Raw genomic sequence first — 24,359 nt, 5'->3', positions numbered from 1 at the left:
CCGGAGTCGCGTGCCGGGCTGCGGCCGACGGGCGTGGGCGACGACGATCGCCTGGAACGGATCTGGACGCCGCACCGGTTGTCGTACGTCGCCGAGGCGCCCGCGGTCCCGCCCGGCGAGTCCAGCGGGTGCCCGCTGTGCGACATCCCGCGCATGGGCGACGAGGACGGCCTCGTCGTCGCGCGGGGCGAATCCGTCTACGCGGTGCTCAACCTGTACCCGTACAACCCCGGGCACCTGATGGTGTTGCCCTACCGGCACGTCGCGGGGCTCGAGGAGCTCGACGGGCGCGAGAGCGCGGAGCTCATGGCGTTCACGCAGCAGGCGTTGCGCACCATACGTGCCGTATCGCACCCGCACGCGTTCAACGTGGGGATCAACCTGGGCGCCGCCGCGGGCGGATCGCTGGCCGCGCACCTGCACCAGCACGTGGTGCCGCGCTGGGGCGGCGACGCCAACTACATCACGGTCGTCGGTGGCACCAAGGTGCTGCCGCAGTTGCTGGGCGACACCCGCGCGCTGCTCGCCGAGGCGTGGTCCGCATGCTGAGCGTGTTCGCCCGGGCGTCGGTGTCCAAGGTGACGCTCCCGATCGGGCGCAAGCTCGTGCGCATGGGCGTGACGCCCGACGTGATCACCATCACGGGCACCGTGGCGTCCATCGCGGCGGCGCTCACCCTGTTCCCGATGGGGTACCTGTTCTGGGGTGCCCTCCTGATCTGGTTCTTCGTCATGTTCGACCTGCTCGACGGGGCGACGGCGCGTGCGCGCGGCGGCGGCACCCGGTTCGGCGCGGTCCTGGACGCCACCTGCGACAGGATCGCCGACGGCGCCATCTTCGCCGGCCTCGCCTGGTGGGTGGTCTACGGCCTCGACGACACGACGGAACACCGGCTATTGCTCGTGGCCACCCTGATCTGCCTGGTCACCTCGCAAGTGATCTCCTACGCCAAGGCGCGCGCGGAAGCCAGCGGGCTCAACGGGGACGGCGGCCTCATCGAGCGGCCGGACCGGCTCATCATCGTGCTCGCCGGCGCCGGATTCACGGGGATCTTCGATCAGCCGTGGATCCTGTTCGCGGCCATGTGGCTCCTGGCCGTCGGCAGCGTGATCACCGTGGGCCAGCGCATGTGGTCGGTGAGCAGCTCGCCGGGCGCGCGCGAGCTGCTCCCGCTGGACCGCCCGGCTCCGGAGGAGCACACGTGACGGAGCAGGCGCGGCGGAGCCGGGCGGAAAGACTCAGCGACGCCGGATACGCGGCCGGCTGGCGGGCGGTGCGCCTGCTGCCGGAGCGGGTCGCGCGCGGCGCGTTCGACCTGGGCGCGGACATCGCGTGGCGGCGCGGCGCGGGACAGGACCGGCTGCGGGCCAACCTCGCCCGGGTGATGGGCTCGACGCCCGAGCGCGTGCCGGACGCCCTGATCCGCGCCTCGCTCCGGTCGTACGCGCGGTACTGGCGCGAGGCGTTCCGGCTGCCGTCGATGGACCTGGCGCGGGTCGCCGCGAGCGTCGACTCGGCGGTCCAGGGGCAGGAGCACCTCGCGGCGGCGATGGACGCGGGCAAGGGCGCGGTGCTCGTGCTGCCGCACTCCGGAAACTGGGACGTCGCAGGCGTGTGGCTGGTGCACACCTGGGGGCAGTTCGCCACCGTGGCCGAGCGGCTCAAGCCGGAATCGCTGTTCCAGCGTTTCGTCGACTACCGCGAGCGCCTGGGATTCGAGGTGTTCCCGCTCAGCGGCGGCGAGGAGCCGCCGTTCGGCGCGCTGCGCGCGCGGCTCGAGCAGGGCAAGGTGGTGTGCCTGCTCGGCGAGCGGGACCTGACCGGGCGCGGCGTCCCCGTCGACTTCTTCGGCGAACGCACCAGCATGCCCGCCGGTCCGGCCCGGCTCGCCGCGGAGACCGGCGCCGCGCTGCTGCCGGTGCACTGCTGGTTCACCGAGGGCGGCTGGGGCTTCTCCATCGCGCCGCCCGTGGACGTCGCCCGGGGCGTGGAGGCCGCCACCCAGTCGGTGGCCGACGCCTTCGCCGCGAACATCGCCGCGCATCCGGCCGACTGGCACATGCTGCAGTCGCTGTGGTGGTCGGACCTGTCGGACGAGCGGCGCGCCCGGCTCGGCATCAGGTAGGCGACGGTGACCGAGACGGATGGCGGGCGCAGGCTGAGCATCGGGATGATCTGCCCCTACTCGTTCGACGTGCCAGGCGGGGTGCAGGCGCACGTGAGCGAGCTGGCGCAGGTGTTCCTGGCGCGCGGCCACCACGTGAGCGTCCTCGCCCCGGCGTCGGAATCGGTGCAGCTGCCGCCGTATGTCGTGTCGGCGGGGCGCGCCGTCGCCATCCCCTACAACGGGTCGGTGGCGCGGCTGAGATTCGGGGTGGGCACCTATGCGCGCATCCGCCGCTGGATCCGCGACAACGACTTCGACGTGCTGCACGTGCACGAACCCAATGCGCCGAGCCTGTCGATGCTGGCGCTCAAGGTGGCCGAGGGGCCCATCGTGGCGACCTTCCACACCTCCACCACGCGTTCGCTGGTGCTCGCCACGTTCCAGGGCGTGCTGCGGCCGTACCACGAGAAGATCTCCGGGCGCATCGCCGTGTCGGAGCTGGCGCGTCGCTGGCAGGTGCAGGCCCTCGGCGCCGACGCGGTCGAGATCCCCAACGGTGTGGACGTGTCCGCGTTCGCCGGCGCCCCGATGCTGGACGGCTACCCGCGGCGAGGCGGGACGGTGCTCTTCCTCGGCCGCTACGACGAGCCGCGCAAGGGCATGGGGGTGCTCCTGGACGCGCTGCCCGCGCTGGTGGAGCGGCACCCGGACCTGCAGGTGCTGGTGGTCGGCCGCGGCGACGAGGCCGAGCTGCGCGCCCGTGCCGGGCGCTTGGCCGGGCACTTGCGGCTGCTGGGTCAGGTCGGCGACGAGGAAAAGGCGTCGGCGATGCGCAGCGCCGACGTGTACGTCGCGCCCAACCTGGGCGGCGAGAGCTTCGGCATCGTCCTGGTCGAGGCGCTGTCCGCGCACACCCCGGTGGTCGCCAGCAGCCTGGACGCGTTCCGCCGGGTGCTGCGCGACGGTGAGGCGGGCGTGCTCACCGAGATCGGAGACCCGCGCTCGCTCGCCGCGGGGATCGACCGGGTGCTCACCGACACCGCGCTGCGTGAGCGGCTGGTGGCCGTCGGCGACCGCGTGGTGCGCGGCTACGACTGGCCCGTGGTCGCCGACCAGATCCTGCGGGTGTATGAAACGGTCATGGTGGGCGACAGGCGAGTGCGGGCGGTGGGCGAATGACGATCTCCGCACTGACCGTCACCGTCGTCGGCCTGGTCGTCGCGCTGCTCGTGCTCGCGGCTCTGTGGGCGTACGGCACGGCGAACCGCCTCGACCGGCTGCACGTGCGCACCGACCTCGCCTGGCAGGCCCTGGACGCGGCGCTGGCCCGGCGCGCCGTCGTCGTACGGTCGCTGTCCCATGATCTCGAGGAGTCCGCGGCGGGACCAGGCGGGCGCGGCGAAGGCGACGCGGTCGCGCTCATGGACCTGTCGCTGCGGGCGGAGCGTGCCGACAGGGACGATCGTGAGCGCGCGGAGAACGCGCTCTCGCGTGCCCTGGCGGGCGTCGACCCGTCGGCGGTGCGCCCCGTGCACGCGGCGGAACTCGCTGACGCCGACGCCCGCGTGCTCATCGCGCGTCGATTCCACAACGACGCGGTGCGCGACACGAGGGCGCTGCAGGGCCGACGGCTCGTGCGGTGGCTGCGCCTGGGCGGCACCGCGCAGATGCCCGCGTACTTCGACATCACCGAGGAGTCGCTGCGCAACGCGGCGTCCGCGGACCCCGGCGCCGGGGCCAGTGCCGCGTTTGGTGGACTTTCGGCTGGAATCGCGCCGGTTTCCGGCCGAATATCCACCGAACGGAGAAGCTCGGTGGAAGGGGAGCCGGTTGTCCCCGCGCCCGCCGGCACCGGCAACCGGGTCTCGGCCCGGGTGCTGCTGGTGGACGACGCGGCGCGGGCGCTGCTGGCGCGTGGGCGGGACCCGCACCGCTCCGACGCGCCATTCTGGTTCACCTTCGGCGGCGGCGTCGAGGCCGGCGAGTCGCTGCGGGAGGCCGCGGTGCGCGAACTCTGGGAGGAGACCGGTCTGCGGGTGCGGCCGGAGGAGCTGTGCGGCCCCATCTGGCGCCGGCTGTCCCTGTTCCCCTGGGACGGCGCGATGATGCACTCGGAAGAGCACTTCTTCGTACTCCGCACGGAGGCGTTCGAGCCGCAGCCCGCGGCCCGGACCGAGCTCGAGCGGGACGCGCTGCTGGGGCACCGCTGGTTCTCCGCCGACGAGCTCGAAGACCTGGCAGGATCGGGCGTCGACGTCTACCCGCAGGACCTCGCCGCACTGTTGCCCGACGCGCTCGAATGCCTCGGCGGCGCACGCCCGCGTGAGGTGCGCACCATCCGCTGATCGCGGGTCCGACCGCCGAACGGACGTGCGGTGCCGCGGCATAGGATGGACGGCGATACCCCGAGACGACACACCAGGGAGCACTTCGTGACCAACTCCGTGAACAATTCGACCAACGGTTCCGAGTCGACTGTCGGCACCGCGCGCGTCAAGCGCGGCATGGCCGAGATGCTCAAGGGCGGGGTGATCATGGACGTCGTCACCCCGGAGCAGGCGAAGATCGCCGAGGACGCCGGCGCGGTCGCCGTCATGGCGCTCGAGCGGGTGCCCGCGGACATCCGCGCGCAGGGCGGCGTGTCGCGCATGAGCGACCCGGACATGATCGACGGCATCATCAACACCGTCAGCATCCCGGTGATGGCCAAGGCACGCATCGGGCACTTCGTCGAGGCGCAGATCCTGCAGTCGCTGGGCGTCGACTACGTCGACGAGTCGGAGGTGCTCACCCCCGCCGACTACACCAACCACATCGACAAGTGGCAGTTCACGGTGCCGTTCGTCTGCGGGGCCACCAACCTGGGGGAGGCGCTGCGCCGCATCACCGAGGGGGCGGCGATGATCCGTTCCAAGGGTGAGGCCGGCACCGGCGACGTCTCCAACGCCACCACGCACATGCGCAGCATCCGCGCGGAGATCGCCAAGCTCACCACCATGGCATCGGACGAGCTCTTCGTCGCCGCAAAGGAGCTGCAGGCGCCGTACGAGCTGGTCGCGGAGGTCGCGAGGGCCGGAAAGTTGCCCGTCACCCTGTTCACGGCCGGCGGCATCGCCACCCCCGCGGACGCGGCGATGATGATGCAGCTGGGCGCCGAGGGCGTGTTCGTCGGCTCCGGCATCTTCAAGTCCGGCAACCCCGCTGAGCGCGCGGCCGCCGTGGTCAAGGCCACCGCGTCCTACGACGATCCGGACCAGCTCGCCAAGATCTCCCGGGGCCTCGGCGAGGCCATGGTGGGCATCAACGTCGACGACATCCCGCAGCCGCACCGCCTGGCCGAGCGCGGCTGGTGAGCTGACCGGGCCCGGGGAAGCACCGCGTCGGCGGGAGTCGGGTGCATCGCGACGATCACCCGGCTCCCGCGGACTGTGGCGGCGGGGCCTGCATTACGCTGGGCGGATGACGGATATCCGCGCGGTCCTCGACCTCGAACGACTGGAGCGGGACATCTACCGCGGGCCCGTCGTCGACACCCTCCTCAAGCGCACGTTCGGCGGCCAGGTGGCGGGGCAGGCCCTCGTCGCCGCGGTGCGCACCGTGGATCCGCGCTTCCTGGTGCATTCCCTGCACGCGAACTTCCTGCGGCCCGGCAACCCGGCGAAGCCCACGGTGTACCTGATCGATCGGGTCAAGGACGGCCGGAACTTCTGCATGCGCCGGGTGAGCGGTGTCCAGGACGGCGAGACGATCTTCGCGATGTCCGCGTCGTTCCAGATCCGCGAGGACGGCCTGGAGCACCAGGACCGCATGCCCGACGTGACCTTGCCGGAACAGTTGCCGGACCTGCGCAGCAGCGGCGACCCGGACGAGGGTCTGTGGTTCGGCAACGAGTGGGCGGATTGGGACTTGCGCATGGTGCCCGCCGAGCAGTCGGCGACGCCGGGCACAGCCTCGCGCCAGCAGGTGTGGATGCGGCACAGGGAGCCGTTGCCGGAGGATCCCGTCCTGCACATCTGCGCGCTCGCCTACATGAGCGACATGACGCTGCTGGACTCGGCGAAGGTCCCGCACCGTGATCGGGAGACGGCCAACGCGTCGCTGGACCACGCCATGTGGTTCCTGCGGCCGTTCCGCGCCGACCAGTGGCTGCTGTACGACCAGACGTCGCCGTCGGCGAGTTTCGGGCGGGCGCTGACCCAGGGGCGGATCTTCACCCGCGACGGCAGGCTGGTGGCCGCTGTGGTGCAGGAGGGGCTCATGCGGCCCGTGGCGCCCGGCGGCGGATCGTCGATCATCACCAGTGATGGAGCGGCGATGAACAAGGCGGGCGAATGAGCACCACTGCTGGAACCGTGCGCTCCGACGGCGCCGTGCCCGCGGCCCCGGCGACGCCCGGGCCGCGGCGGACTCCGCCCCGGATCGGCGTGCTTGCGCTGCAGGGCGACGTGCGCGAGCACCTCGCCGCGCTGCGCACGTGCGGCGCGGACGCCGTGCCCGTGCGCACCGCGGAGGACCTCGATTCGGTGGCGGGCCTGGTGTTCCCAGGTGGCGAGTCGACGGCGATGAGCAGGCTGCTGCGCGTCTTCGACATGATCGGTCCCGTCCAGCGTGCCGTTGCGGACGGCCTGCCAGTGTACGGCAGTTGCGCCGGAATGATCCTTCTCGCCGCGGAGGTGCTCGACACCCGCGAGGACGCAGTCAACTTCGGCGCGCTGGACGTGACGGTGCGGCGCAACGCCTTCGGCCGCCAGGTGGACTCGTTCGAGGAGGATCTGCGCATAACGGGGATCGCCGGCGATCCGGTGCGTGCCGTGTTCATCCGCGCCCCCTGGATCGAGCGTGTCGGCCCCGGCGTGGAGGTGCTGGCCGCGGTGGACCGCGGCGGTGCGGAGCGGGCGGTGGCCGTGCGCCAGGGGGCGGCCCTGGCCACGTCGTTCCACCCGGAGATGGGAGAAGACCTCCGGATTCATGGCCTCTTTGTCGATATGGTGCGGGCTGCCGCATAGAATCGATTGTCAACACAGTCGGCCACCGCCTGGCGTGTGGTCAGGGCTGCTCTCGGATGCTAGAGGAACCTCGGAAGGGGCGTACTGCATGTCGGGCCACTCCAAATGGGCCACCACCAAGCACAAGAAGGCCGCGATCGATGCCAAGCGCGGCAAGATGTTCGCGAAGCTCGTCAAGAATGTCGAGGTGGCCGCCCGCACGGGCGGCGGCGATCCCGCCGGCAACCCCACGCTGTACGACGCCATCCAGAAGGCCAAGAAGTCGTCGGTCCCCAACGACAACATCGAGCGTGCCCGCAAGCGCGGGGGCGGCGAGGAGGCGGGCGGCGCCGACTGGCAGACGATCATGTACGAGGGCTACGGCCCCAACGGCGTGGCCGTGCTCATCGAGTGCCTGACGGACAACAAGAACCGCGCCGCAGGCGAGGTCCGCACCGCGATGACCCGCAACGGCGGCAACATGGCCGACCCCGGCTCGGTGTCCTACCTGTTCACCCGCAAGGGCGTGGTGCAGTTGGAGAAGGGCGACCAGAGCGAGGACGACGTGCTGCTCGCGGTGCTCGAGGCCGGCGCCGAGGAGGTCAACGACCTGGGCGAGACCTTCGAGATCATCAGTGAGCCCACCGACCTGGTCGAGGTGCGGACCGCCCTGCAGGCGGCCGGCATCGACTACGACTCGGCGGAGGCCAGCTTCCAGCCGTCCGTGTCGGTTCCCGTGGACGTCGACGGCGCCAAGAAGGTGCTGCGCCTGATCGACGCGCTCGAGGACAGCGACGACGTGCAGAACGTCTACAGCAACGTCGACCTGAGCGACGAGGTCCTGGCGGCGCTCGACGAGGACTGAGCGGTCCGGGCGGGGCCGCGAGCCGGAAAGGCGCGGCCGCGCCCCTCGCACGACACCCCGTGCGTCGGAGGTATTCGACGTGCGGGGTGTCGTGCATTAAAGTCTCGAACAGTAGTTCGGAGCTGCGCGGCGGCGAGGGGAGAGTGGGCAGGGTGAGGTCGGTGGCGGCGTGCGGGTGATGGGCGTCGACCCCGGGCTGACGCGCTGCGGCATATCCCTGGTCGAGGGCGGCACGGGGCGCGCGGTCACGGCGCTGGACGTGGATGTGGTGCGCACCCCCTCGGACCTGGAGCTGTCCCAGCGGCTGATGCGTGTGGCGGACGCCGCCGAGTATTGGATGGACACGCACGAACCGCAGGTGGTGGCGGTCGAGCGCGTTTTCGCCCAGCACAACGTGCGCACGGCCATGGGGACGGCGCAGGCGGGGGGAGTGGTCGCACTGGCGGCGGCCCGCCGCGGCATCGACGTGTGCTTCCACACCCCCAGCGAGGTCAAGGCCGCGGTCACCGGAAACGGCACCGCGGGCAAGGCGCAGGTGACGGCGATGGTCACGCGCATCCTGGGGTTGCAGAAGCCGCCGTCGCCCGCGGATGCCGCCGACGCGCTGGCGCTGGCCATCTGCCACTGCTGGCGGGCGCCGATGATCGCCCGGATGGCCGAGGCGGAGAAGCGGGCGCGCGAGCAGGAGAAGGCGTTCAAGGCGCGGCTGGCCCGGGAGCGTCGTGCGCGGCGGCAGGCGGGCGCGCAGCGATGACGGGACGCCTGCCCGGTGCGGCTGCCGCACACGGACGACGTCCGCGGGCGATGAACCGATGGTCTCGACGAGCGATGAAGGGGTGACGGGCGCGCGATGATCGACTCGGTGCGCGGCGAGGTGCTGCACGTGGGGCTCGACCACACGGTGATCGATGTGGGCGGCCTGGGCTACCGCGTGCACGCCACGCCGGCGACCCTGGGCACGCTCCGCCGGGGCGAGCAGGCCGTGCTGACCACCACGCTGGTGGTCCGCGAGGATGCGATGACGCTCTACGGGTTCGACGGCCCGCCGTCGCGCGAGCTTTTCGGCCTGGTGCAGACGGTGTCCGGGGTGGGCCCGCGCCTGGCGATGGCGATCCTCGCCGTGCTGGAGCCGGACGCGCTCTCGGCCGCGCTCGGCGCCGAGGACGTCAAGACCCTCACCCGGGTGCCGGGCATCGGCAAGCGCACGGCGGAGCGGATGATCGTCGAGCTGCGTGACAAGGTGGCCGCGGTGTCCGGCCCGCCGGCCGCTGCGATGCCGGGCGCCCCGGAGCCGGTGCTGTCCGGCGTGCGCGAGCAGGTGGTGGACGGCCTGGTGGGGCTCGGCTTCCCGGTCGCCGGGGCCGAGCAGGCCACGGATGCCGTGCTCGCCGAGTCCACCGGCGCCCCGGGGGCGGAGGACGTCGCGGCGGTGCTGCGCAGCGCGCTGTCCAAGCTGGGACGCGCGCGATGAGCACGAACGGATACGGCGCCGGCGCCTATGACGCCGGCACGGAGGCGGACGCCGCGTACTTCCGTGGGACGGGATACGACGAATCCGACCCCGCGGACGAGACCATGCGCGCGACGATGATCCCGGGCGACGGCGACACCGATTCCGGCTTGCGGCCGAAGACCCTCGAGGATTTCATCGGCCAGCCGCGGGTGCGCGAACAGCTGCACCTGGTGCTCTCCGGCGCCATGCAGCGTGGCGCCACGCCGGACCACATCCTGCTCTCCGGGCCGCCGGGCCTGGGCAAGACGTCGCTGGCCATGATCATCGCCACCGAGCTGGGCACGTCGCTGCGGTTGACCTCCGGCCCGGCCCTGGAGCGGGCCGGCGACCTGGCCGCGATGCTGAGCAACCTGGTCGAGGGCGACGTCCTGTTCATCGACGAGATCCACCGCATGGCCCGGCCCGCAGAGGAGATGCTCTACCTGGCGATGGAGGACTTCCGCGTGGACGTGGTGGTGGGCAAGGGGCCCGGCGCCACGTCGATCCCGCTGGACGTGGCGCCGTTCACCCTGGTGGGGGCCACCACGCGGTCCGGGGCGCTGACGGGGCCGCTGCGCGACCGGTTCGGATTCACCGCCCACATGGACTTCTACGAGCCGGCCGAGCTGGAGCACGTGCTGCGGCGCTCCGCCGCCATCCTGGACGTGGACCTGCAGCCGTCGGCGGCCCGGGAGATCGCGGGCCGCGCGCGCGGCACGCCCCGCATCGCCAACAGGCTGCTGCGCCGGGTGCGCGACTATGCGGAAGTGCGTTCCGACGGCACGGTCACGCTGGCCGTTGCCCGGGCAGCGCTGCGGGTCTACGACGTCGACGAGGCCGGCCTGGACCGGTTGGACCGGTCGGTGCTGGCGGCCCTCGTCCGCAGCTTCGGCGGGGGCCCCGTCGGTGTCGGCACCCTGGCCGTGGCGGTGGGGGAGGAGTCCGGCACCGTCGAGGAGGTCTGCGAACCCTTCCTGGTGCGGGCGGGCATGATCGCGCGGACGCCGAGGGGCCGGGTCGCCACCGCCGCCGGCTGGCATCATCTGGGGCTCACGCCGCCGGAGGGGCTGGTGTACGGGGGCATCGAGGTGCGTCCGGCCGACTGACCGGGCGATGCAGTGGCGGCGCGTTTCCGCCGCGGGTGGCACACTGGTGGTTCGTGCGTTGTCGCGCACGAAGTGACGTTTCGAGAGTTGGGCGAGGTCGATCGCGTGGACGGAATCATTTTCATTCTCATCCTTCTGGTGCTCATGGTGCCGTTGTTCCTGACGACGCGCCGCCAGAAGAAGATGATGCGCCAGACGCAGGAGACCCAGGCCAGCCTGGCAGTGGGCGATGAGGTGATGACCACGTCCGGCATGCACGCGGAGGTCGCGGGCCTGCAGGAGGCCACGGTGGACCTCGAGATCGCGCCCGGCGTCATCACCCGCTGGGAGCGCATCGCGATCCGCGAGCGCCTCACCGGCGACGCGGCCGAGGACGTGGACGCCGGGTACGACCAGTCCGATGGGGACGACGTGCAGGACGGGTTCACCGAAGAGGACATCGAGGGGTTCTCCGCGGACCAGCTCACGCCCGAGGACTTCGCCGGCGACGCGCAGGGCGACGAAGCGCGGCGTGGATCGGACCGGGACCGGCGGCGCGACGGCGACGTGGCCGAATCGTGACAAACTGACCGGTGGCGTAGTGCGGATCACCCCCGTGGCAGCGCAGTCGAGTAGATTGCCACAGGGGTGTCCGCCGGTGCGCAGCCGTGGGGCGTGTCCGGTTCGGTAGTGGGGAACCGGGTCTCGGCATGCCCCGGCACAACCAGACCATCACCGTTCCACCGACACCACCGAGGGGATTCGCGCGTCGTGGCGAAAAAATCCGGGCAGTTCCATCCCGCCCGCTACCTTGCGTTGTTCGGCGTCATCGTCGCAGTGCTGTACGCGCTCGTGTTCTTCACGGGCGACCGCGAGCCGACGCCGCAGCTGGGTATCGACCTGCAGGGCGGAACGTCCGTCACGCTCACCGCGCGCACGCCGGACGGCAGCAGTCCCAGTGACGAGAGCCTGGATCAGGCCCGCAAGATCATCGAGTCCCGCGTCAACGGCCTGGGTGTCTCCGGTGCCAGCGTGGTGGTGGACGGCGACAACATCGTCATCACGGTCCCCGGCAGCGACGGCGAGGCCGCCAAGAGCCTCGGCCAGACGGCCAAGCTGACGGTCCGCCCGGTCCTGCAGTCGCAGCCCATGGGAGCCGCTGCGGGAGCGCCCCAGGCCCCCGCGCCCGCCCCGTCCGCCCCGGAGCCGGGCGCATCCGGTGGAGCCCCGGATACGGACGGGGCCCCGGCCCCGCAGAACCGCGTCTACCCGCTCGCCGCGCCTGGTGACGCGCCGGCGCCCGGCGAGGATGCGCCCGCAGCCCCGACGCCGGCCCCCGCGGGCGGCGAGCCGGCCACCGCACCGGGAACGACGGCGCCGTCCCCGGCGGAGGCCGCGATGACGGACCAGGCCCGTGCGGAGATCGAGGCCGCGAAGAAGACCCGGCAGAGCACCGATCCCGCGGTGCAGCAGCAGTCGATGAGCTCGCTGGCCGCCACCGGCTGCTCGGGGGAGGACCCGCTGCGCGGCAACGACGACCCGGCGCTGCCGCTCGTCGCCTGCAACGCCGACGGGCAGGAAGTGATGCTCCTGGGCCCGGCCATCATCAAGGGCGAGCAGATCTCCAACGCGCAGTCGCAGTTCGACCAGCAGCAGGGCGGCTACATCGTCTCGCTCGAGTTCAAGCCGGACGCCAGCCAGGTGTGGGCGGACTTCACGCGCGAGAACCTGCAGAAGCGCGCGGCGTTCGTGCTCGACACCGAGGTGATCAGCGCCCCCGTCATCGAGGGGGTCACGCCCGCCGGCAGCGCCACGTCCATTTTCGGCGACTTCTCGCAGACCGAGGCGCAGTCGTTGGCCAACCAGCTCAAGTACGGGTCGCTGCCGCTGTCGTTCTCGCAGTCCGACGCCAAGACCGTCTCGGCCACGCTGGGGCTGTCCTCACTCCAGGCGGGCCTCATCGCGGGTCTGGTGGGCCTGATCCTGGTTCTGCTCTACTGCCTGGCGTACTACCGGGTTCTGGGCGTGCTGATCTCGTTGTCGCTGATCCTGTCCGGCGTCCTGGTGTACGCGCTGCTGGTGCTGCTCGGCAGATCGATCGGCTACAGCCTGGACCTGGCGGGCATCGCGGGTCTGATCATCGGCATCGGCACCACGGCCGACTCGTTCGTCGTCTACTTCGAACGCGTCAAGGACGAGATACGCGAAGGGCGCAGCTTCCGCTCCGCGGTGCCACGGGGCTGGGCGCGCGCACGCCGCACCATCCTGTCCGGCAACACGGTGAGCATCATCGGCGCGGCGGTGTTGTACTTCCTGGCGATCGGCGACGTGAAGGGCTTCGCGTTCACCCTGGGCCTCACGACGATCCTCGACCTCGTCGTCGTGTTCCTGGTGACGCACCCGCTGCTGCACATCGCGTCGACCAAGCAGTGGGCGGCCAATCCGCGCTGGAACGGACTCGGTGCGATGTCCGCCGTGGCACGCGAACGCAAGGCGGCGGCTCTGGCCGCGGCCGCGAAGGAGAGCTGAGATGGGCGAGAACACCACCGCAGCGGTCAAGAACCCGCCGCCCACGACCGGCGGCCGAGGGTTCTTCTCCAAGCTCTACACCGGCACCGGCGCGTTCCAGATCATCCCCCGGCGCAAGCAGTTCTACGTCCTCACCGGCGTCGTGGTGCTCGTGTGCATCCTCAGCATGGCCATCCGCGGATTCAGCTTCGGCATCGACTTCGAGGGCGGGTCGCGCATCACCTTCCCGGCGACACCGAACACCTCCACCAGTGAGGTCTCCGAGGTGTTCGAAGACACCGTCGGCAGCGAACCGGTATCGGTGCAGACCGTCGGCTCCGGCGGGTCGGCGTCGTTCCTCATCCAGGCGGAGACCCTGAGCGTGCCGCAGTCCGCGGAGGTCAGGCAGGCGCTGTTCGACGAGTTCCAGCCGGTGGGCGCCGACGGGGCGCCCACGATCGACACGATCGGCGTCTCCGCGGTCAGTTCCACCTGGGGAGGGGAGATCACCCAGAAGGCGATCTTCGCCCTCGTCGTATTCCTGGTGCTGGTGGGGGTGTACATCGCCATCAGATTCGAACGTGACATGGCCTTCGCCGCCCTGCTCGCCGTGCTGTTGGACCTGATCGTCACCTCGGGCATCTATTCGCTCGTCGGGTTCGAGGTGTCGCCGGCGACGGTGATCGGATTGCTGACGATCCTCGGCTATTCGCTCTACGACACGGTGGTGGTATTCGACAAGGTGGAGGAGAACGTCGAGGGGCTGTTCCACCAACGCAGACGTACGTATGCGGAACAGGCGAACCTGGCGGTCAATCAGACGCTGATGCGTTCGATCAACACGTCGCTCACCACGATCCTGCCGATCCTCTCGCTGATGGTGATCGCGGTGTGGATGCTCGGCGTGGGCACGCTGAAGGACCTGGCGCTGGTGCTGCTCATCGGCATCACGGTGGGCACCTACTCGTCCATCTGCACGGCCACACCGCTGCTCGTGACGTTCAAGGAGATGCGCGGGAACATCAAGGGGCACAACAAGAAGGTTCTCGATCGGCGCGCCCGCGCCGAGGAGCGCGCCGCGGCCGCCGGGCGGAACGCCGCCGCAGTCGACGCTGATGATGACGGCGCCGACGGGGACGCGGGCGGCGGCGTGGACGATGCCGACAAGGCGGACGCAGACGGCGGAGAGCGGCCGCGGAAGACCGTGGCCGGCACGGCGACGAAACCGCGGCCCGGCGCGCGACCGGCGTCGAAGCGGCGGAAGCGGAGCTGATCGTGCGCGCGCGGCGGCCGGTGCGGGCATTCGCGGCGCTGGCGGCGGCCGGTCTGGTCGGGGGACTGGTGGCGTCGTGCTCGTCGGGCGGGTCGCCGGCCGCGGGCATCGGATACGTGGTCGACGGCGCGGTTCCCACCTACAACGTCGCCTCGGCGGTCGGGGATGAATCCGCGGCGAGGCAGGCGTTCGTCCGCGTGCAGACCGGCTTCAGCTACCCGGGGCCGCACGGGGAGACCATCGCGGACACCGACTTCGGCACCGTCACGCCGGTGGCCGGCGATCCGTCGAGCATCCAGTACCGGATCAATCCGGCCGCGAACTACTCGGACGGCGCGCCGGTGGTCTGCGACGACATGGTCCTGGCCTGGGCGGCGCAGAGCGGACGGTTCACGGCGGCGGGCGCCGACGGGGCCGAGGTCCCGCTCTTCGACGCCCCCGTGGACCCGGCGATGGCGCGGATCGCGGCCATCGACTGCGAGCCGGGAAGCCGCGAAGCGGTCGTGCACTACGAGGGCGACCGGGCCGTCAAGGGTTGGCGGTCCGTGTTCGGGGCCACGAGCATGCTTCCGTCGCACGTCGTCGCCCGGGGCGCCGCCGGGATCGAGCCCGGAGCCGCAGCCGAGGGCCAGGAGGGCGGACAGGGCTCGGGTACGAGCGATGCCCCGGGGCCGCCGGCGCCTGCAGGCGTCGACATCGTGCAGGCGGTCCAGGACGAGGACCTCGACGCGATGCGGTCCATCGCGCACTACTGGAACACCGCCTTCGAGTTGAAGCCGGGGACCGCGGACCCGGGCGTGTTCGTGTCGTCGGGTCCGTATCGGCTGGACACGGTGGACGAGGACGGCAGCATCGAACTTGTCGCCAACGAGTCGTGGTGGGGCGACAAGGCCCGCACCGAGCGGATCGCGATCCATCCGCGCAGCGCGTCCGTCAACACCCTGGCCGCCGACGGCGAGATCGAGGTGGTCGACACGGGCGCCGGCGCCAAGCAGGCGATGGACCTGGGGGAGGGCTACGCGACGACGGTGACCGCCACCGACGACGTCGAGCAGCTGATCTTCGCCGAGCGCGGGCCGCTGGCCACGGCGGCGGCGCGCCGGGCGGTGGCCGCCTGCGTGCCGCGCGGACAGATCGCGGAGTCGTTCGCCCCCGGCGCCCCGACCTCGGAGGCCACGCCGGTGCAGGACTCGCGCAGTACGCTGCCCGGCACGCTCGCCTACGGGTTCGTCTCCGGCACGTCGGGGGGCGGTTTCATAGAACCGGACGTGGCGGCCGCGCAGGCCGCGCTCGCGGAGGCAGGACTGGACGGGCTCACCGTGCGCGTCGGCTACCGGGCCCCCGACGCGCGCCGCGCCGCCGCCGTCTCGCAGATGGCCAAGGCATGCGCCCCGGCCGGCATCCAGATCCACGATTCGGGTTCGGCCGATTTCACCCCGCAGGCGCTGGAGGACGGCGTTGTCGACGCGGTCCTGGGCGGCACCGCCGGGTCGCAGTCCGGTCCGCCGCGTGGACCCGCGACCCCGTTGGCGCGGCTGGCGGCACTGACCACCGGCGCCTCCGGCAACATCGGCGGGTTCTCCAACGGTCGACTCGACGAGATCGTCGGCACGTTGCAGGTCACCGGGGAGGGGGCCGACGCACTGGGGCTCACCCGTGAGGCCGAACAGATCCTGTGGGACGAGATGCCGACGCTGCCGCTCTACCGCACCCCGCGCCAGACTTCGTTCGTCGATGGTTTGCACGCGGGGGCCCCGACGACCTCGTGGGCGGGCGCCGGGTGGAATATGGACCGGTGGATGGTACTGAATTGACAGGGTCGGAGCCGGTGGAGCGGGCGTCGGCGGATACGGGGTCGACACGGCCCGTGGCGGAACCGCTCGATGTGCGCGCCGAGAAGGCCGCGGCGGTGGAGGACATCCGGCGGCTGGCCCGGCAGGTTCCCGACTTTCCCCAGCCGGGTGTTCTGTTCACGGACCTGACGCCGGTGTTCGCCGACGGCCCGGCGCTCCGGTCGATCATGCGCGCCATGGCCGCCCCCGTGGCGGGGCGCGTGGATCTGGTCGCGGGGATCGACGCGCGCGGATTCCTGCTGGGCGCCGGGGTCGCCCTGGAGTTGGGCACCGGCGTGCTGGCCGTGCGCAAGAAGGGCAAGCTGCCGCCGCCCGTGCACAGCCAGGAGTATGCACTCGAGTACGGTAGCGCCACCTTGGAAGTCCCGGCCGAGGCGATATCGCTGAAGGGCCGCCGCGTGCTGGTCGTCGACGACGTCCTGGCCACCGGCGGCACGCTGCGGGCCTCGGTGGACCTGCTGGTCCGGTGCGGTGCGACGGTGGAGTCGGTGGCGGTGGTCTCGGAGGTGCCCGGCCTGGGCGGCCGTGAACGCCTCGGCGGTGTGGGACTGCACTGCCTGACCACGGCCTGAGCGATAGAGTCGGGGCAGCACGACGATCCGGTGGGCAGGAGGTGGCCTCGTGGGAAAGAAGATCGACGCCGGCGCGGCGACGTCGCGGCCGGATCGAGGAGCGGACCGACCAGGCACCCCGGCCTCCGGCAGCACCGCACAAGCCGGCGGCGCTGCGGGGCCGGCGAGTACTGCGGGATCGGCGAGTACTGCGGGATCGGCGAGTACTGCGGGACCGGGGCGCGGCGCGCTCACGTCGGGCACCGCGGCGGAGTCCGGCGGCCCGGCGCCCGGCCGCACTGGCGGATCGGGTGGCGGCGGAGCATCGGGCCGCGGCGGCGCGGCGGCCGGTACGCCGGGTCCCGGGAGTTCCGCGTCCGCCTCGCGCAGGGTCCGTGCGCGGCTGGCCCGGCGCATCACCGGCCAGCGCCACACGGTGGTGCAGCCGGTGCTCGAACCGCTTGCGGCCCTCCACCGTGAGGTCTATCCCAAGGCCGACCTGTCGCAACTGCAGCGGGCCTACGACGTCGCGGCCGAGCGGCATGCCACGCAGATGCGCAAGTCCGGCGACCCGTACATCACCCACCCGCTCGCGGTGGCGACGATCCTGGCCGAGCTGGGCATGGACACCACCACGCTCACGGCGGCGCTGCTGCACGACACCGTGGAGGACACCGGCTACACCCTCGAGCAGCTCACCGACGAGTTCGGCGAGGAGGTGGCGCACCTGGTGGACGGCGTCACCAAGCTCGACAAGGTGGACTTCGGCGCGGCGGCGGAGGCCGAGACCATCCGCAAGATGATCATCGCCATGGCGCGCGACCCGCGCGTGCTGGTGATCAAGGTGGCGGACCGGTTGCACAACATGCGCACCATGCGGTTCCTGCCGCCGGAGAAGCAGGCCCGCAAGTCCAAGGAGACGCTCGAGGTCATCGCGCCGCTCGCGCACCGGCTGGGCATGGCCACGGTCAAGTGGGAGCTCGAAGACCTCTCCTTCGCCATCCTGCACCCCAAGAAGTACGACGAGATCGTGCGCCTGGTGGCCGACCGTGCGCCTTCGCGTGACACCTACCTGGCCAAGGTGCGTTCCATGGTGAGCCGCAACCTGGAGTCCTCGCGCATCCACGCCGTGGTGGAGGGCCGGCCCAAGCATTACTGGTCGATCTACCAGAAGATGATCGTCAAGGGACGCGACTTCGACGACATCCACGACCTGGTGGGCATCCGGATCCTGTGCGACGAGGTCCGCGACTGCTACGCGGCCGTCGGCGTGGTGCACTCGCTGTGGCAGCCGATGGCCGGGCGCTTCAAGGACTACATCGCCCAGCCCCGCTACGGCGTCTACCAGTCGCTGCACACCACCGTGGTGGGCCCGGAGGGCAAGCCGCTGGAGGTGCAGATCCGCACCCATGAGATGCACCGGACCGCGGAGTTCGGCATCGCCGCGCACTGGCGGTACAAGGAGCTGCGCGGAAAGAACGGCGCCAAGACGGGCAAGGACTCCACCGAGCTCGACGACATGGCCTGGATGCGCCAGCTGCTCGACTGGCAACGGGAGGCGGCGGACCCGGGGGAATTCCTCGAATCGTTGCGCTACGACCTGGCGGTGCGCGAGATCTTCGTGTTCACGCCCAAGGGCGACGTGGTGACGCTGCCCGCCGGCTCCACCCCGGTGGACTTCGCCTACGCCGTGCACACCGAGGTGGGGCACAAGTGCATCGGCGCCCGCGTCAACGGCCGCCTCGTGGCGCTCGAGCGGCAGCTCGAGAACGGCGAGGTGGTGGAGGTGTTCACCTCCAAGGCGCCCAACGCGGGCCCCAGTCGCGACTGGCAGAACTTCGTCGTCTCGCCGCGCGCCAAGGCCAAGATCCGGCAGTGGTTCGCCAAGGAGCGCCGCGAGGAGTCGCTGGAGTCCGGCAAGGAGGCCATCAGCAAGGCGGTGCGCCGCGAGGGGCTGCCCCTGCAGCGCATCATGAACGCCGATTCCATGGCCGCGGTGGCCAAGGAGCTGCGGTATCAGGACGTGACGGCGCTGTACACGGCGGTGGGCGAACACCAGGTGTCGGCGCAGCACGTGGTGAGCCGGCTTATCGCGCACTTCGGCGGCATCGGCGACGTCGAGGAGGAGCTCGCCGAGCGTTCCACCCCGTCCACGGTCCCCGCGCACAAGCCCGCCAGCAGCGACACCGGCGTGCTGGTGACCGGCATGGAGGGGGTGATGACCAAGCTGGCCAAGTGCTGCACCCCCGTGCCAGGCGACGAGATCATGGGTTTCGTCACCCGCGGCGGCGGCGTGAGCGTGCACCGCGTGGACTGCACCAACGCGTCGTCGCTGCGCGAGCAGGCCGACCGCATCCTCGAGGTGTCGTGGTCGCCCACCTCGTCTTCTGTGTTCCTGGTGGCGATCCAGGTGGAGGCGCTCGACCGGCACCGACTGCTCTCCGACGTCACCAAGGTGCTCGCCGACGAGAAGGTCAACATCCTGTCCGCCGCTGTCACCACCTCGGGCGACCGGGTGGCCATCAGCAAGTTCACCTTCGAGATGGGCGACCCGAAGCACCTGGGGCACGTCCTGTCCGTGGTGCGCAACGTCGAAGGCGTCTACGACGTGTACCGGGTGACGTCGGCGTCATAGTCCCGCATGCCGCTGGGCGATCCCGTGGGCCGCGCCGTTTCCACCGGCAGCTGCACCGGCGGTGATGACCCGACTTCAGCCCGCGGGCAGCACCACGGCCTGCAGCGTCACCGGGGTCAGCGGGTGGCCGTCGCCGGGCGACGTGGCGCTGTCGGCGCCGGCCTCGACGATCGCGTCGAGCACGGGCAGGGAAGCCGCGTCGACCTGCCCCAGCACCGAGAACGTCGGGGGGAGCGGGCTGTCCTGGTACACCAGGAAGAACTGGCTGCCGCCCGAGTCCGGTACCCCGTGATTCGACAGCGCCACCGTCCCGCGCGGGTAGACGACCGCGCCCGGGTCGCCGTCGGCAGGGACGAGTCCGGTGGGCGGCTCGTCCTGCACGGCGTAGCCGGGACCGCCCGCACCGGTGCCGGTGGGGTCGCCGCATTGCAGGAGCGACACGGGCGCGGGCGGGACGGTGAGCCGATGACACGGCGTGTGCACGAAGTACTTCTGGCGGACGAGGGAGGCGAAGCTGTGCACCGCGCATGGAGCGGAAGAGCGGTCCAGGGTCAGGCCGATCTCGCCGGCGCTCGTGCGCAACGTGGCCGGGACCGTGCCGTAGCCGGGCACGTTCAGGCTTCCGGGCCGGTCCACCGGGCGTGCGGGGGACCCCGAGTCCGGATAGGAGCAGGTGATGCCGGCGGCGCCGGGCGCGGACTGCGCCGCGGTGCCCGACGAGCAGGATGCGGCGAGCGCGGCGACGGCGAGGAATGCGGGGGCGGCGAGGATTGCGGGGGCGGCGAGGAACCTGGGGGCGGCGGGGAACCTGGAGGCGGCGGGGAATCCACAGGCGCCGGGGACGCCCGGAATGCGGCGCCGGACCGGCCGTCTCGACACCGTGCGCATGGGCGCTCCTTTCGTCGCGCGGGGCGTGTACCCCGGCGGGCGGTCCGGAGTCGAGCGGCCCCGCCGAGCAGCATAGGCTTGAGCCCCGAGACCCCGCCGGGCAGCACGCCGCCGGGCGGCCCGCAGAACGTCGGCCGGCAGGCCGGCAGCGAGAGGAGGGCGCCGTGCTCATCACCGGATTCGCCGCCGGAATGTTCCAGACCAACTGCTACCTCGTCGCGCCCGGCGACGGTGGCGACTGCGTGATCGTCGACCCCGGCCAGGACGCGATGGAGCCGCTGCGCGAGGTGCTCGCCACGCATGATCTGACGCCGGTCGCGGTCCTGCTCACCCACGGGCACCTCGACCACACCTGGTCGGTCGCACCGGCGTGCCGGGAGTTCGCCATCCCCGCCTACATCCACCCAGAGGACCGCCACATGCTGGCCGACCCGGGCCGCGGGATGGGCCCGGGCATGGCGCAGATCATCGGCGACGCGGAGTTCGTCGAGCCCGACGAGGTGATCGCGCTGGCGCAGGGCGACCACCTCGCCCTCGCGGGACTGGAGTTCGACGTGCTGCACACCCCCGGGCACACGCAGGGGTCGGTCGACTTCCTCACCACCGCGCAGACCGAGCAGGGCCCCGTACCCGTGGCGCTGACCGGGGACACGCTATTCGCGGGCTCCATCGGCCGCAGCGACCTGCCCGGCGGGAACCACCAGCAGCTGCTCGACTCGATCGCCGCGCGCCTGCTGCCGCTGGACGAGCGCACGGTGGTGCTCCCCGGCCACGGCGGCCAGTCCACCATCGGCGATGAGCGTGCCACCAACCCGTTCCTGGCCGGCCTCAACGTGGGCTGAGCCGGGGCGCGCAAGGCCCCAAGCCGCCATCCCCCGTCATGAAAGGCGCCCTGCCACAGTGAGTTCGAGCAGCATCTTCCGCGCCCCCAAGGGCATCCCCGACTACTACCCGCCGGACTCGGCCGCGTTCACCGCGGTGCGCGATGCGCTCACCGGGGCGGCACGGCTGGCGGGCTTCGGGCACATCGAGCTGCCGATCTTCGAAGACACCGCGCTCTTCGCCCGTGGCGTCGGCGAGTCCACGGACGTGGTCTCCAAGGAGATGTACACCTTCGACGACCGCGGCGACCGCTCGGTGACGCTGCGCCCCGAGGGCACCGCGGGGGTGATGCGCGCGGTGATCGAGCACGGGCTCGACCGCGGCGCACTGCCGGTGAAGCTGAGCTACGCGGGGCCGTTCTTCCGCTACGAGCGCCCGCAGGCGGGCCGGTATCGCCAGCTGCAGCAGGTGGGCGTGGAGGCCATCGGGGTGGACGATCCTGCGCTGGACGCCGAGGTGATCGCGGTGGCCGACGCCGGCTTCCGGGAGCTGGGGCTCAGCGGCTTCCGCCTGGAGGTCACCTCCCTGGGCGACGCGGAGTGCCGGCCCCGCTACCGGCAGGCGCTGCAGGAGTTCCTGTTCGCCCTTCCGCTGGACGAGGAGACCAAGCGCCGGGCGGAGATCAACCCGCTGCGCGTCCTCGACGACAAGCGCGCGGACGTGCGCGCGCTGACCGCCGACGCGCCGCTGATGCGGGATCACCTGTGCGAGGGCTGCAAGGCGCACTTCGACCAAGTGCTGGGGCACCTCGAGGCGATGGGCGTGCCCTTCGAGATCAACCCGCGGATGGTGCGCGGGCTCGACTACTACACCAAGACGACGTTCGAGTTCGTGCACGACGGCCTGGGCGCGCAGTCCGGGATCGGCGGCGGCGGACGGTACGACGGGCTGATGGCGCAGCTCGGCGGCCAGGAGCTGTCCGGCATCGGGTTCGGCATCGGCGTGGACCGCACCATGCTGGCGATGGGGGCGGAGGGGATCGCCGTCGCCGGCGCACGCGCGCGCTGCGAGGTGTTCGGCGTGCCGCTCGGCGACGCCGCCACCCGGGAGATGGTGGTGCTGGGCCGCAACCTGCGCGCGGCCGGGATCCGGGTGGACATGGCCTACGGGGGCCGCGGGCTCAAGGGCGCGATGAAGGCCGCCGACAAGTCCGGCGCGCGCTTCGCGCTGGTGCTGGGCGAGCGGGACCTGGAACAGGGGGTCGTCGGCATCAAGGACCTGTCCACCGGCGAGCAGACGCCCGTGGATCTCGGCGCGGCGGTGACCGAGGTGCGTGATCGTCTTGGCTGACGGCGCCGTCAACGTCAACCTGGTCGCGCCCGCCGAGGTGCGGCCCAAGCTGCAGCGCCTGCTGCTCATCGCCGTGGGCGTCGGCGTGATCCTCGGGATGTTCTTCGGGGTCAACTTCACCTGGTGGGCCGGGGTGATCGTCGCGCTCGTGATCGCGGTGCCGCTGGTGGTCATCGCCGTCGCCGGGTTGCGGCGCAACCAGTCGATCGAGGGCACTGTGCTCACCTCGCGTTCGGGGCCCACGCGTGTGGTGGACCTGGCCACGGCGGGCTCGGTGGCGATCACTGTCAATCGCTCGCGGGTGGACCAGGCGATGCTGCGGGCGGACAACGTGGCGGTGACCCTCGCGGTGTATTCGGGGGAGCGGGGCCGCGAGCTGCCCATCGACTCGGTGGCGGCCCTGGAGAGGGGGTTGCGGGAGGCCGACACGCTCGCCCGCCACGAGGTGATCGAACCGGAGGCCGACGGTTCCGCCGGCGCCTCGGTACCGGACGGCCCGGCCACGATGACCGAGCTCGCCGACCTGCTCAAGGCGCACCTGCGCGCCGAGGCCGTGGGCACCCCGCTGCCGGAGCGGCCGCTGTACAAGGCGATCCAGGCGACCGGCGGCGGTGGACACGCGGGCGCGACGGTGACGAGCGCGCAGGTCCGCGCCATCACGGGGTAGGTCCCGCCGCTGGCAGCCCCCGTTTGGTGCGCCGGGTCCGCTGCAGTCAGCCCCCGTTTGGTGCGCCGGGTCCGCTGCAGTCAGCCCCCGTTTGGTGGACATTTGGCTGTTTTCGCGCCGATTTCCGACCAAATGTCCACCAAACGCCGTGGCGGTGACGGGCCGGGCGCCATCACGCTTGACACGGAGTGCAAACGGCTGTTCGACTGTGTTCATGCGGTGGATCGAACAAACGCTCGATGTGGACGACGGGGCGCTGCCGGGGCTCGGGCGCGCCGGGCTGGTGCGCACCGTGGCCACGCCCGAGTTCGAGGGGGTCACCTTCCACGAGGTGCTGTGCAAGAGCGCCCTGTCGAAGGTGCCGGAGGGGGCGCGGCTGCCGTTCCGGTGGACCGTCAACCCCATGCGCGGATGCCTGCACCAGTGCCGGTACTGCTTCGCCCGCCCCACGCACGAGTACCTGGACCTGGACGCAGGCGAGGATTTCGACACGCAGATCGTGGTCAAGATGAACATCGCCGCGGTGCTGCGCCGGGAGCTCGCCCGCCGGTCGTGGCGGGGCGAGCCGGTGGCGCTGGGCACCAACACGGACCCGTACCAGCGGGCGGAGGGCCGCTACCGGCTCATGCCCGGGATCATCCGCGCGTTGTCCGGTTCCGGCACTCCGTTCTCCATACTCACCAAGGGCACGCTGCTGCGCCGCGACCTGCCGCTGCTCACGGCGGCATCCGAGCGGGTGGACGTCTCCCTGGCGGTGTCGCTGGCCATGCTGGACCCGTCGGTGCAGAAGGCCGTCGAGCCGGGAACGCCCTCGCCCGCCGCGCGCCTGGAGCTCATCCGGGCGGCGTGTGCGGCCGGTTTCACCCCGCACGTCATGGTGGCCCCGGTGATCCCCTACATCACCGACGGGCAACGCGAGCTCGACGCGCTGTTCGCGGCCGTCGCGGAGGCGGGCGCCCGGTCGGTCACGGTGATCCCCATGCACCTGCGCGGCAGCACCCGCGGATGGTTCATGGAGTGGCTGGCCCGCGAGCATCCCAAGCTGGTGGGCCGCTATCGGCGGCTATACGGCCGCGGCGCGTACGTGCCGGTGGAGTACAAGATATGGCTGCGCGAGCGGGTGACACCTCTGCTGGACAAGCACGGGCTGGTGAACGGCGGCGGCGCGTCGGAGGGTGATGCCGGGGCCGGGCCCCGCGGAGGCGGCCCGACGGCGGTGCCCGGTGACGCGGATCGGGAGCCCCAGCCGATGCTGTTCTGAGGCCGTAGCCGTCGGTG

Annotated in this window: 23 protein-coding genes; 22 read left to right on the top strand and 1 reads right to left on the bottom strand. The window is 71.7% G+C overall.

Features of this window, described 5'->3' with window-relative positions:
• Window positions 1-18: 18 nt before the first annotated feature.
• The 18 genes from FO059_RS09825 (at window position 19) to FO059_RS09740 (ending at window position 19,354) form a co-directional block, all read left to right on the top strand.
• Window positions 19-549 carry an HIT family protein gene (locus tag FO059_RS09825; protein ID WP_143910626.1) on the top strand — a complete coding sequence of 177 codons (531 nt, stop codon included), beginning with the start codon at window positions 19-21 and terminating at the stop codon, window positions 547-549.
• Complete coding sequence (gene pgsA / locus FO059_RS09820) at window positions 543-1,205, top strand: phosphatidylinositol phosphate synthase (protein WP_143908388.1); 663 nt, start codon at window positions 543-545, stop codon at window positions 1,203-1,205. Before FO059_RS09825 ends, pgsA begins: the two co-directional genes overlap by 7 nt.
• Entirely contained in the window at window positions 1,202-2,125 is a 924-nt protein-coding gene (locus FO059_RS09815) for a phosphatidylinositol mannoside acyltransferase (RefSeq protein WP_143908386.1), read from the top strand. Before pgsA ends, FO059_RS09815 begins: the two co-directional genes overlap by 4 nt.
• Before the next feature lie 33 nt (window positions 2,126-2,158).
• Window positions 2,159-3,286, top strand: coding sequence for a glycosyltransferase family 4 protein (locus tag FO059_RS09810; RefSeq protein ID WP_143910625.1), 1,128 nt, complete (start codon window positions 2,159-2,161; stop codon window positions 3,284-3,286).
• Window positions 3,283-4,452, top strand: a complete 1,170-nt coding sequence (locus FO059_RS09805; RefSeq protein ID WP_143908384.1) for an NUDIX hydrolase — start codon at window positions 3,283-3,285, stop codon at window positions 4,450-4,452. Before FO059_RS09810 ends, FO059_RS09805 begins: the two co-directional genes overlap by 4 nt.
• Window positions 4,453-4,551: 99 nt before the next feature.
• Window positions 4,552-5,460: a pyridoxal 5'-phosphate synthase lyase subunit PdxS gene (pdxS, locus tag FO059_RS09800; protein ID WP_143910624.1), complete on the top strand. Its 909-nt coding sequence runs from the start codon at window positions 4,552-4,554 to the stop codon at window positions 5,458-5,460.
• Window positions 5,461-5,566: 106 nt separating this feature from the next.
• Window positions 5,567-6,442, top strand: a complete 876-nt coding sequence (locus FO059_RS09795; protein ID WP_143908382.1) for an acyl-CoA thioesterase — start codon at window positions 5,567-5,569, stop codon at window positions 6,440-6,442.
• Window positions 6,439-7,113, top strand: coding sequence for a pyridoxal 5'-phosphate synthase glutaminase subunit PdxT (gene pdxT / locus FO059_RS09790; RefSeq protein WP_143908380.1), 675 nt, complete (start codon window positions 6,439-6,441; stop codon window positions 7,111-7,113). The genes FO059_RS09795 and pdxT overlap by 4 nt, the downstream gene beginning before the upstream one ends.
• A gap of 88 nt (window positions 7,114-7,201) precedes the next feature.
• A complete protein-coding gene (locus FO059_RS09785; RefSeq protein WP_143908378.1) occupies window positions 7,202-7,957 on the top strand; it encodes a YebC/PmpR family DNA-binding transcriptional regulator in 756 nt (251 codons plus the stop codon).
• A 169-nt stretch (window positions 7,958-8,126) separates the two neighbouring features.
• Window positions 8,127-8,711, top strand: a complete 585-nt coding sequence (locus FO059_RS09780; RefSeq protein ID WP_143908376.1) for a crossover junction endodeoxyribonuclease RuvC — start codon at window positions 8,127-8,129, stop codon at window positions 8,709-8,711.
• 96 nt (window positions 8,712-8,807) lie between these two features.
• Entirely contained in the window at window positions 8,808-9,428 is a 621-nt protein-coding gene (ruvA, locus tag FO059_RS09775) for a Holliday junction branch migration protein RuvA (protein ID WP_143908374.1), read from the top strand.
• Window positions 9,429-9,532: 104 nt separating this feature from the next.
• A complete protein-coding gene (gene ruvB, locus FO059_RS09770) occupies window positions 9,533-10,555 on the top strand; it encodes a Holliday junction branch migration DNA helicase RuvB (protein WP_143910623.1) in 1,023 nt (340 codons plus the stop codon).
• A gap of 105 nt (window positions 10,556-10,660) precedes the next feature.
• On the top strand, window positions 10,661-11,116 hold the full coding sequence (gene yajC / locus FO059_RS09765) for a preprotein translocase subunit YajC (RefSeq protein WP_143908372.1): 456 nt from the start codon (window positions 10,661-10,663) through the stop codon (window positions 11,114-11,116).
• A 189-nt stretch (window positions 11,117-11,305) separates the two neighbouring features.
• Window positions 11,306-13,063, top strand: coding sequence for a protein translocase subunit SecD (gene secD, locus FO059_RS09760; RefSeq protein ID WP_143908370.1), 1,758 nt, complete (start codon window positions 11,306-11,308; stop codon window positions 13,061-13,063).
• 1 nt (window position 13,064) lies between these two features.
• The gene (gene secF, locus FO059_RS09755) at window positions 13,065-14,315 is read left to right on the top strand and encodes a protein translocase subunit SecF (protein ID WP_143908368.1); all 1,251 of its coding nucleotides are present in this window, start codon (window positions 13,065-13,067) and stop codon (window positions 14,313-14,315) included.
• 2 nt (window positions 14,316-14,317) lie between these two features.
• Window positions 14,318-16,129 (top strand): ABC transporter substrate-binding protein, encoded by a 1,812-nt coding sequence (locus tag FO059_RS09750; RefSeq protein ID WP_143908366.1) that lies wholly within the window; start codon window positions 14,318-14,320, stop codon window positions 16,127-16,129.
• A gap of 53 nt (window positions 16,130-16,182) precedes the next feature.
• Window positions 16,183-16,740 (top strand): adenine phosphoribosyltransferase, encoded by a 558-nt coding sequence (locus FO059_RS09745; RefSeq protein ID WP_372497898.1) that lies wholly within the window; start codon window positions 16,183-16,185, stop codon window positions 16,738-16,740.
• A gap of 49 nt (window positions 16,741-16,789) precedes the next feature.
• Window positions 16,790-19,354 (top strand): RelA/SpoT family protein, encoded by a 2,565-nt coding sequence (locus FO059_RS09740; RefSeq protein WP_233266951.1) that lies wholly within the window; start codon window positions 16,790-16,792, stop codon window positions 19,352-19,354.
• A gap of 75 nt (window positions 19,355-19,429) precedes the next feature.
• On the opposite strand, the gene FO059_RS09735 is transcribed toward FO059_RS09740, so the two are convergent.
• Window positions 19,430-20,242 carry a peptidylprolyl isomerase gene (locus FO059_RS09735; RefSeq protein WP_199257087.1) on the bottom strand — a complete coding sequence of 271 codons (813 nt, stop codon included), beginning with the start codon at window positions 20,240-20,242 and terminating at the stop codon, window positions 19,430-19,432.
• 164 nt (window positions 20,243-20,406) lie between these two features.
• Between FO059_RS09735 and FO059_RS09725 the strand changes: the two genes are divergently transcribed.
• The 4 genes from FO059_RS09725 (at window position 20,407) to FO059_RS09710 (ending at window position 24,342) form a co-directional block, all read left to right on the top strand.
• On the top strand, window positions 20,407-21,084 hold the full coding sequence (locus tag FO059_RS09725) for an MBL fold metallo-hydrolase (RefSeq protein ID WP_143908364.1): 678 nt from the start codon (window positions 20,407-20,409) through the stop codon (window positions 21,082-21,084).
• Window positions 21,085-21,142: 58 nt separating this feature from the next.
• The gene (gene hisS, locus FO059_RS09720; protein ID WP_143908363.1) at window positions 21,143-22,414 is read left to right on the top strand and encodes a histidine--tRNA ligase; all 1,272 of its coding nucleotides are present in this window, start codon (window positions 21,143-21,145) and stop codon (window positions 22,412-22,414) included.
• A complete protein-coding gene (locus FO059_RS09715) occupies window positions 22,398-23,081 on the top strand; it encodes a hypothetical protein (RefSeq protein ID WP_143908361.1) in 684 nt (227 codons plus the stop codon). The genes hisS and FO059_RS09715 overlap by 17 nt, the downstream gene beginning before the upstream one ends.
• 214 nt (window positions 23,082-23,295) lie before the next feature.
• Window positions 23,296-24,342, top strand: a complete 1,047-nt coding sequence (locus FO059_RS09710) for an Rv2578c family radical SAM protein (protein WP_143908359.1) — start codon at window positions 23,296-23,298, stop codon at window positions 24,340-24,342.
• The last annotated feature ends 17 nt before the right edge of the window (window positions 24,343-24,359 follow it).

Source organism: Tomitella fengzijianii, from assembly GCF_007559025.1.
GTDB lineage: Bacteria > Actinomycetota > Actinomycetes > Mycobacteriales > Mycobacteriaceae > Tomitella > Tomitella fengzijianii.
Note: the sequence above shows the minus strand (reverse complement) of the source record. Positions and strands in the feature narration are given on the sequence as shown.

Coding starts and splice junctions, on each gene's coding strand:
- FO059_RS09785 (WP_143908378.1), top strand. CDS start 7,202: ATGTCGGGCCACTCCAAATGGGCCACCACCAAGCACAAGAAGGCCGCG.
- FO059_RS09805 (WP_143908384.1), top strand. CDS start 3,283: ATGACGATCTCCGCACTGACCGTCACCGTCGTCGGCCTGGTCGTCGCG.
- ruvA (WP_143908374.1), top strand. CDS start 8,808: ATGATCGACTCGGTGCGCGGCGAGGTGCTGCACGTGGGGCTCGACCAC.
- ruvB (WP_143910623.1), top strand. CDS start 9,533: ATGCGCGCGACGATGATCCCGGGCGACGGCGACACCGATTCCGGCTTG.
- pdxT (WP_143908380.1), top strand. CDS start 6,439: ATGAGCACCACTGCTGGAACCGTGCGCTCCGACGGCGCCGTGCCCGCG.
- FO059_RS09710 (WP_143908359.1), top strand. CDS start 23,296: ATGCGGTGGATCGAACAAACGCTCGATGTGGACGACGGGGCGCTGCCG.
- FO059_RS09735 (WP_199257087.1), bottom strand. CDS start 20,242: ATGCGCACGGTGTCGAGACGGCCGGTCCGGCGCCGCATTCCGGGCGTC.
- secF (WP_143908368.1), top strand. CDS start 13,065: ATGGGCGAGAACACCACCGCAGCGGTCAAGAACCCGCCGCCCACGACC.
- FO059_RS09795 (WP_143908382.1), top strand. CDS start 5,567: ATGACGGATATCCGCGCGGTCCTCGACCTCGAACGACTGGAGCGGGAC.
- pgsA (WP_143908388.1), top strand. CDS start 543: ATGCTGAGCGTGTTCGCCCGGGCGTCGGTGTCCAAGGTGACGCTCCCG.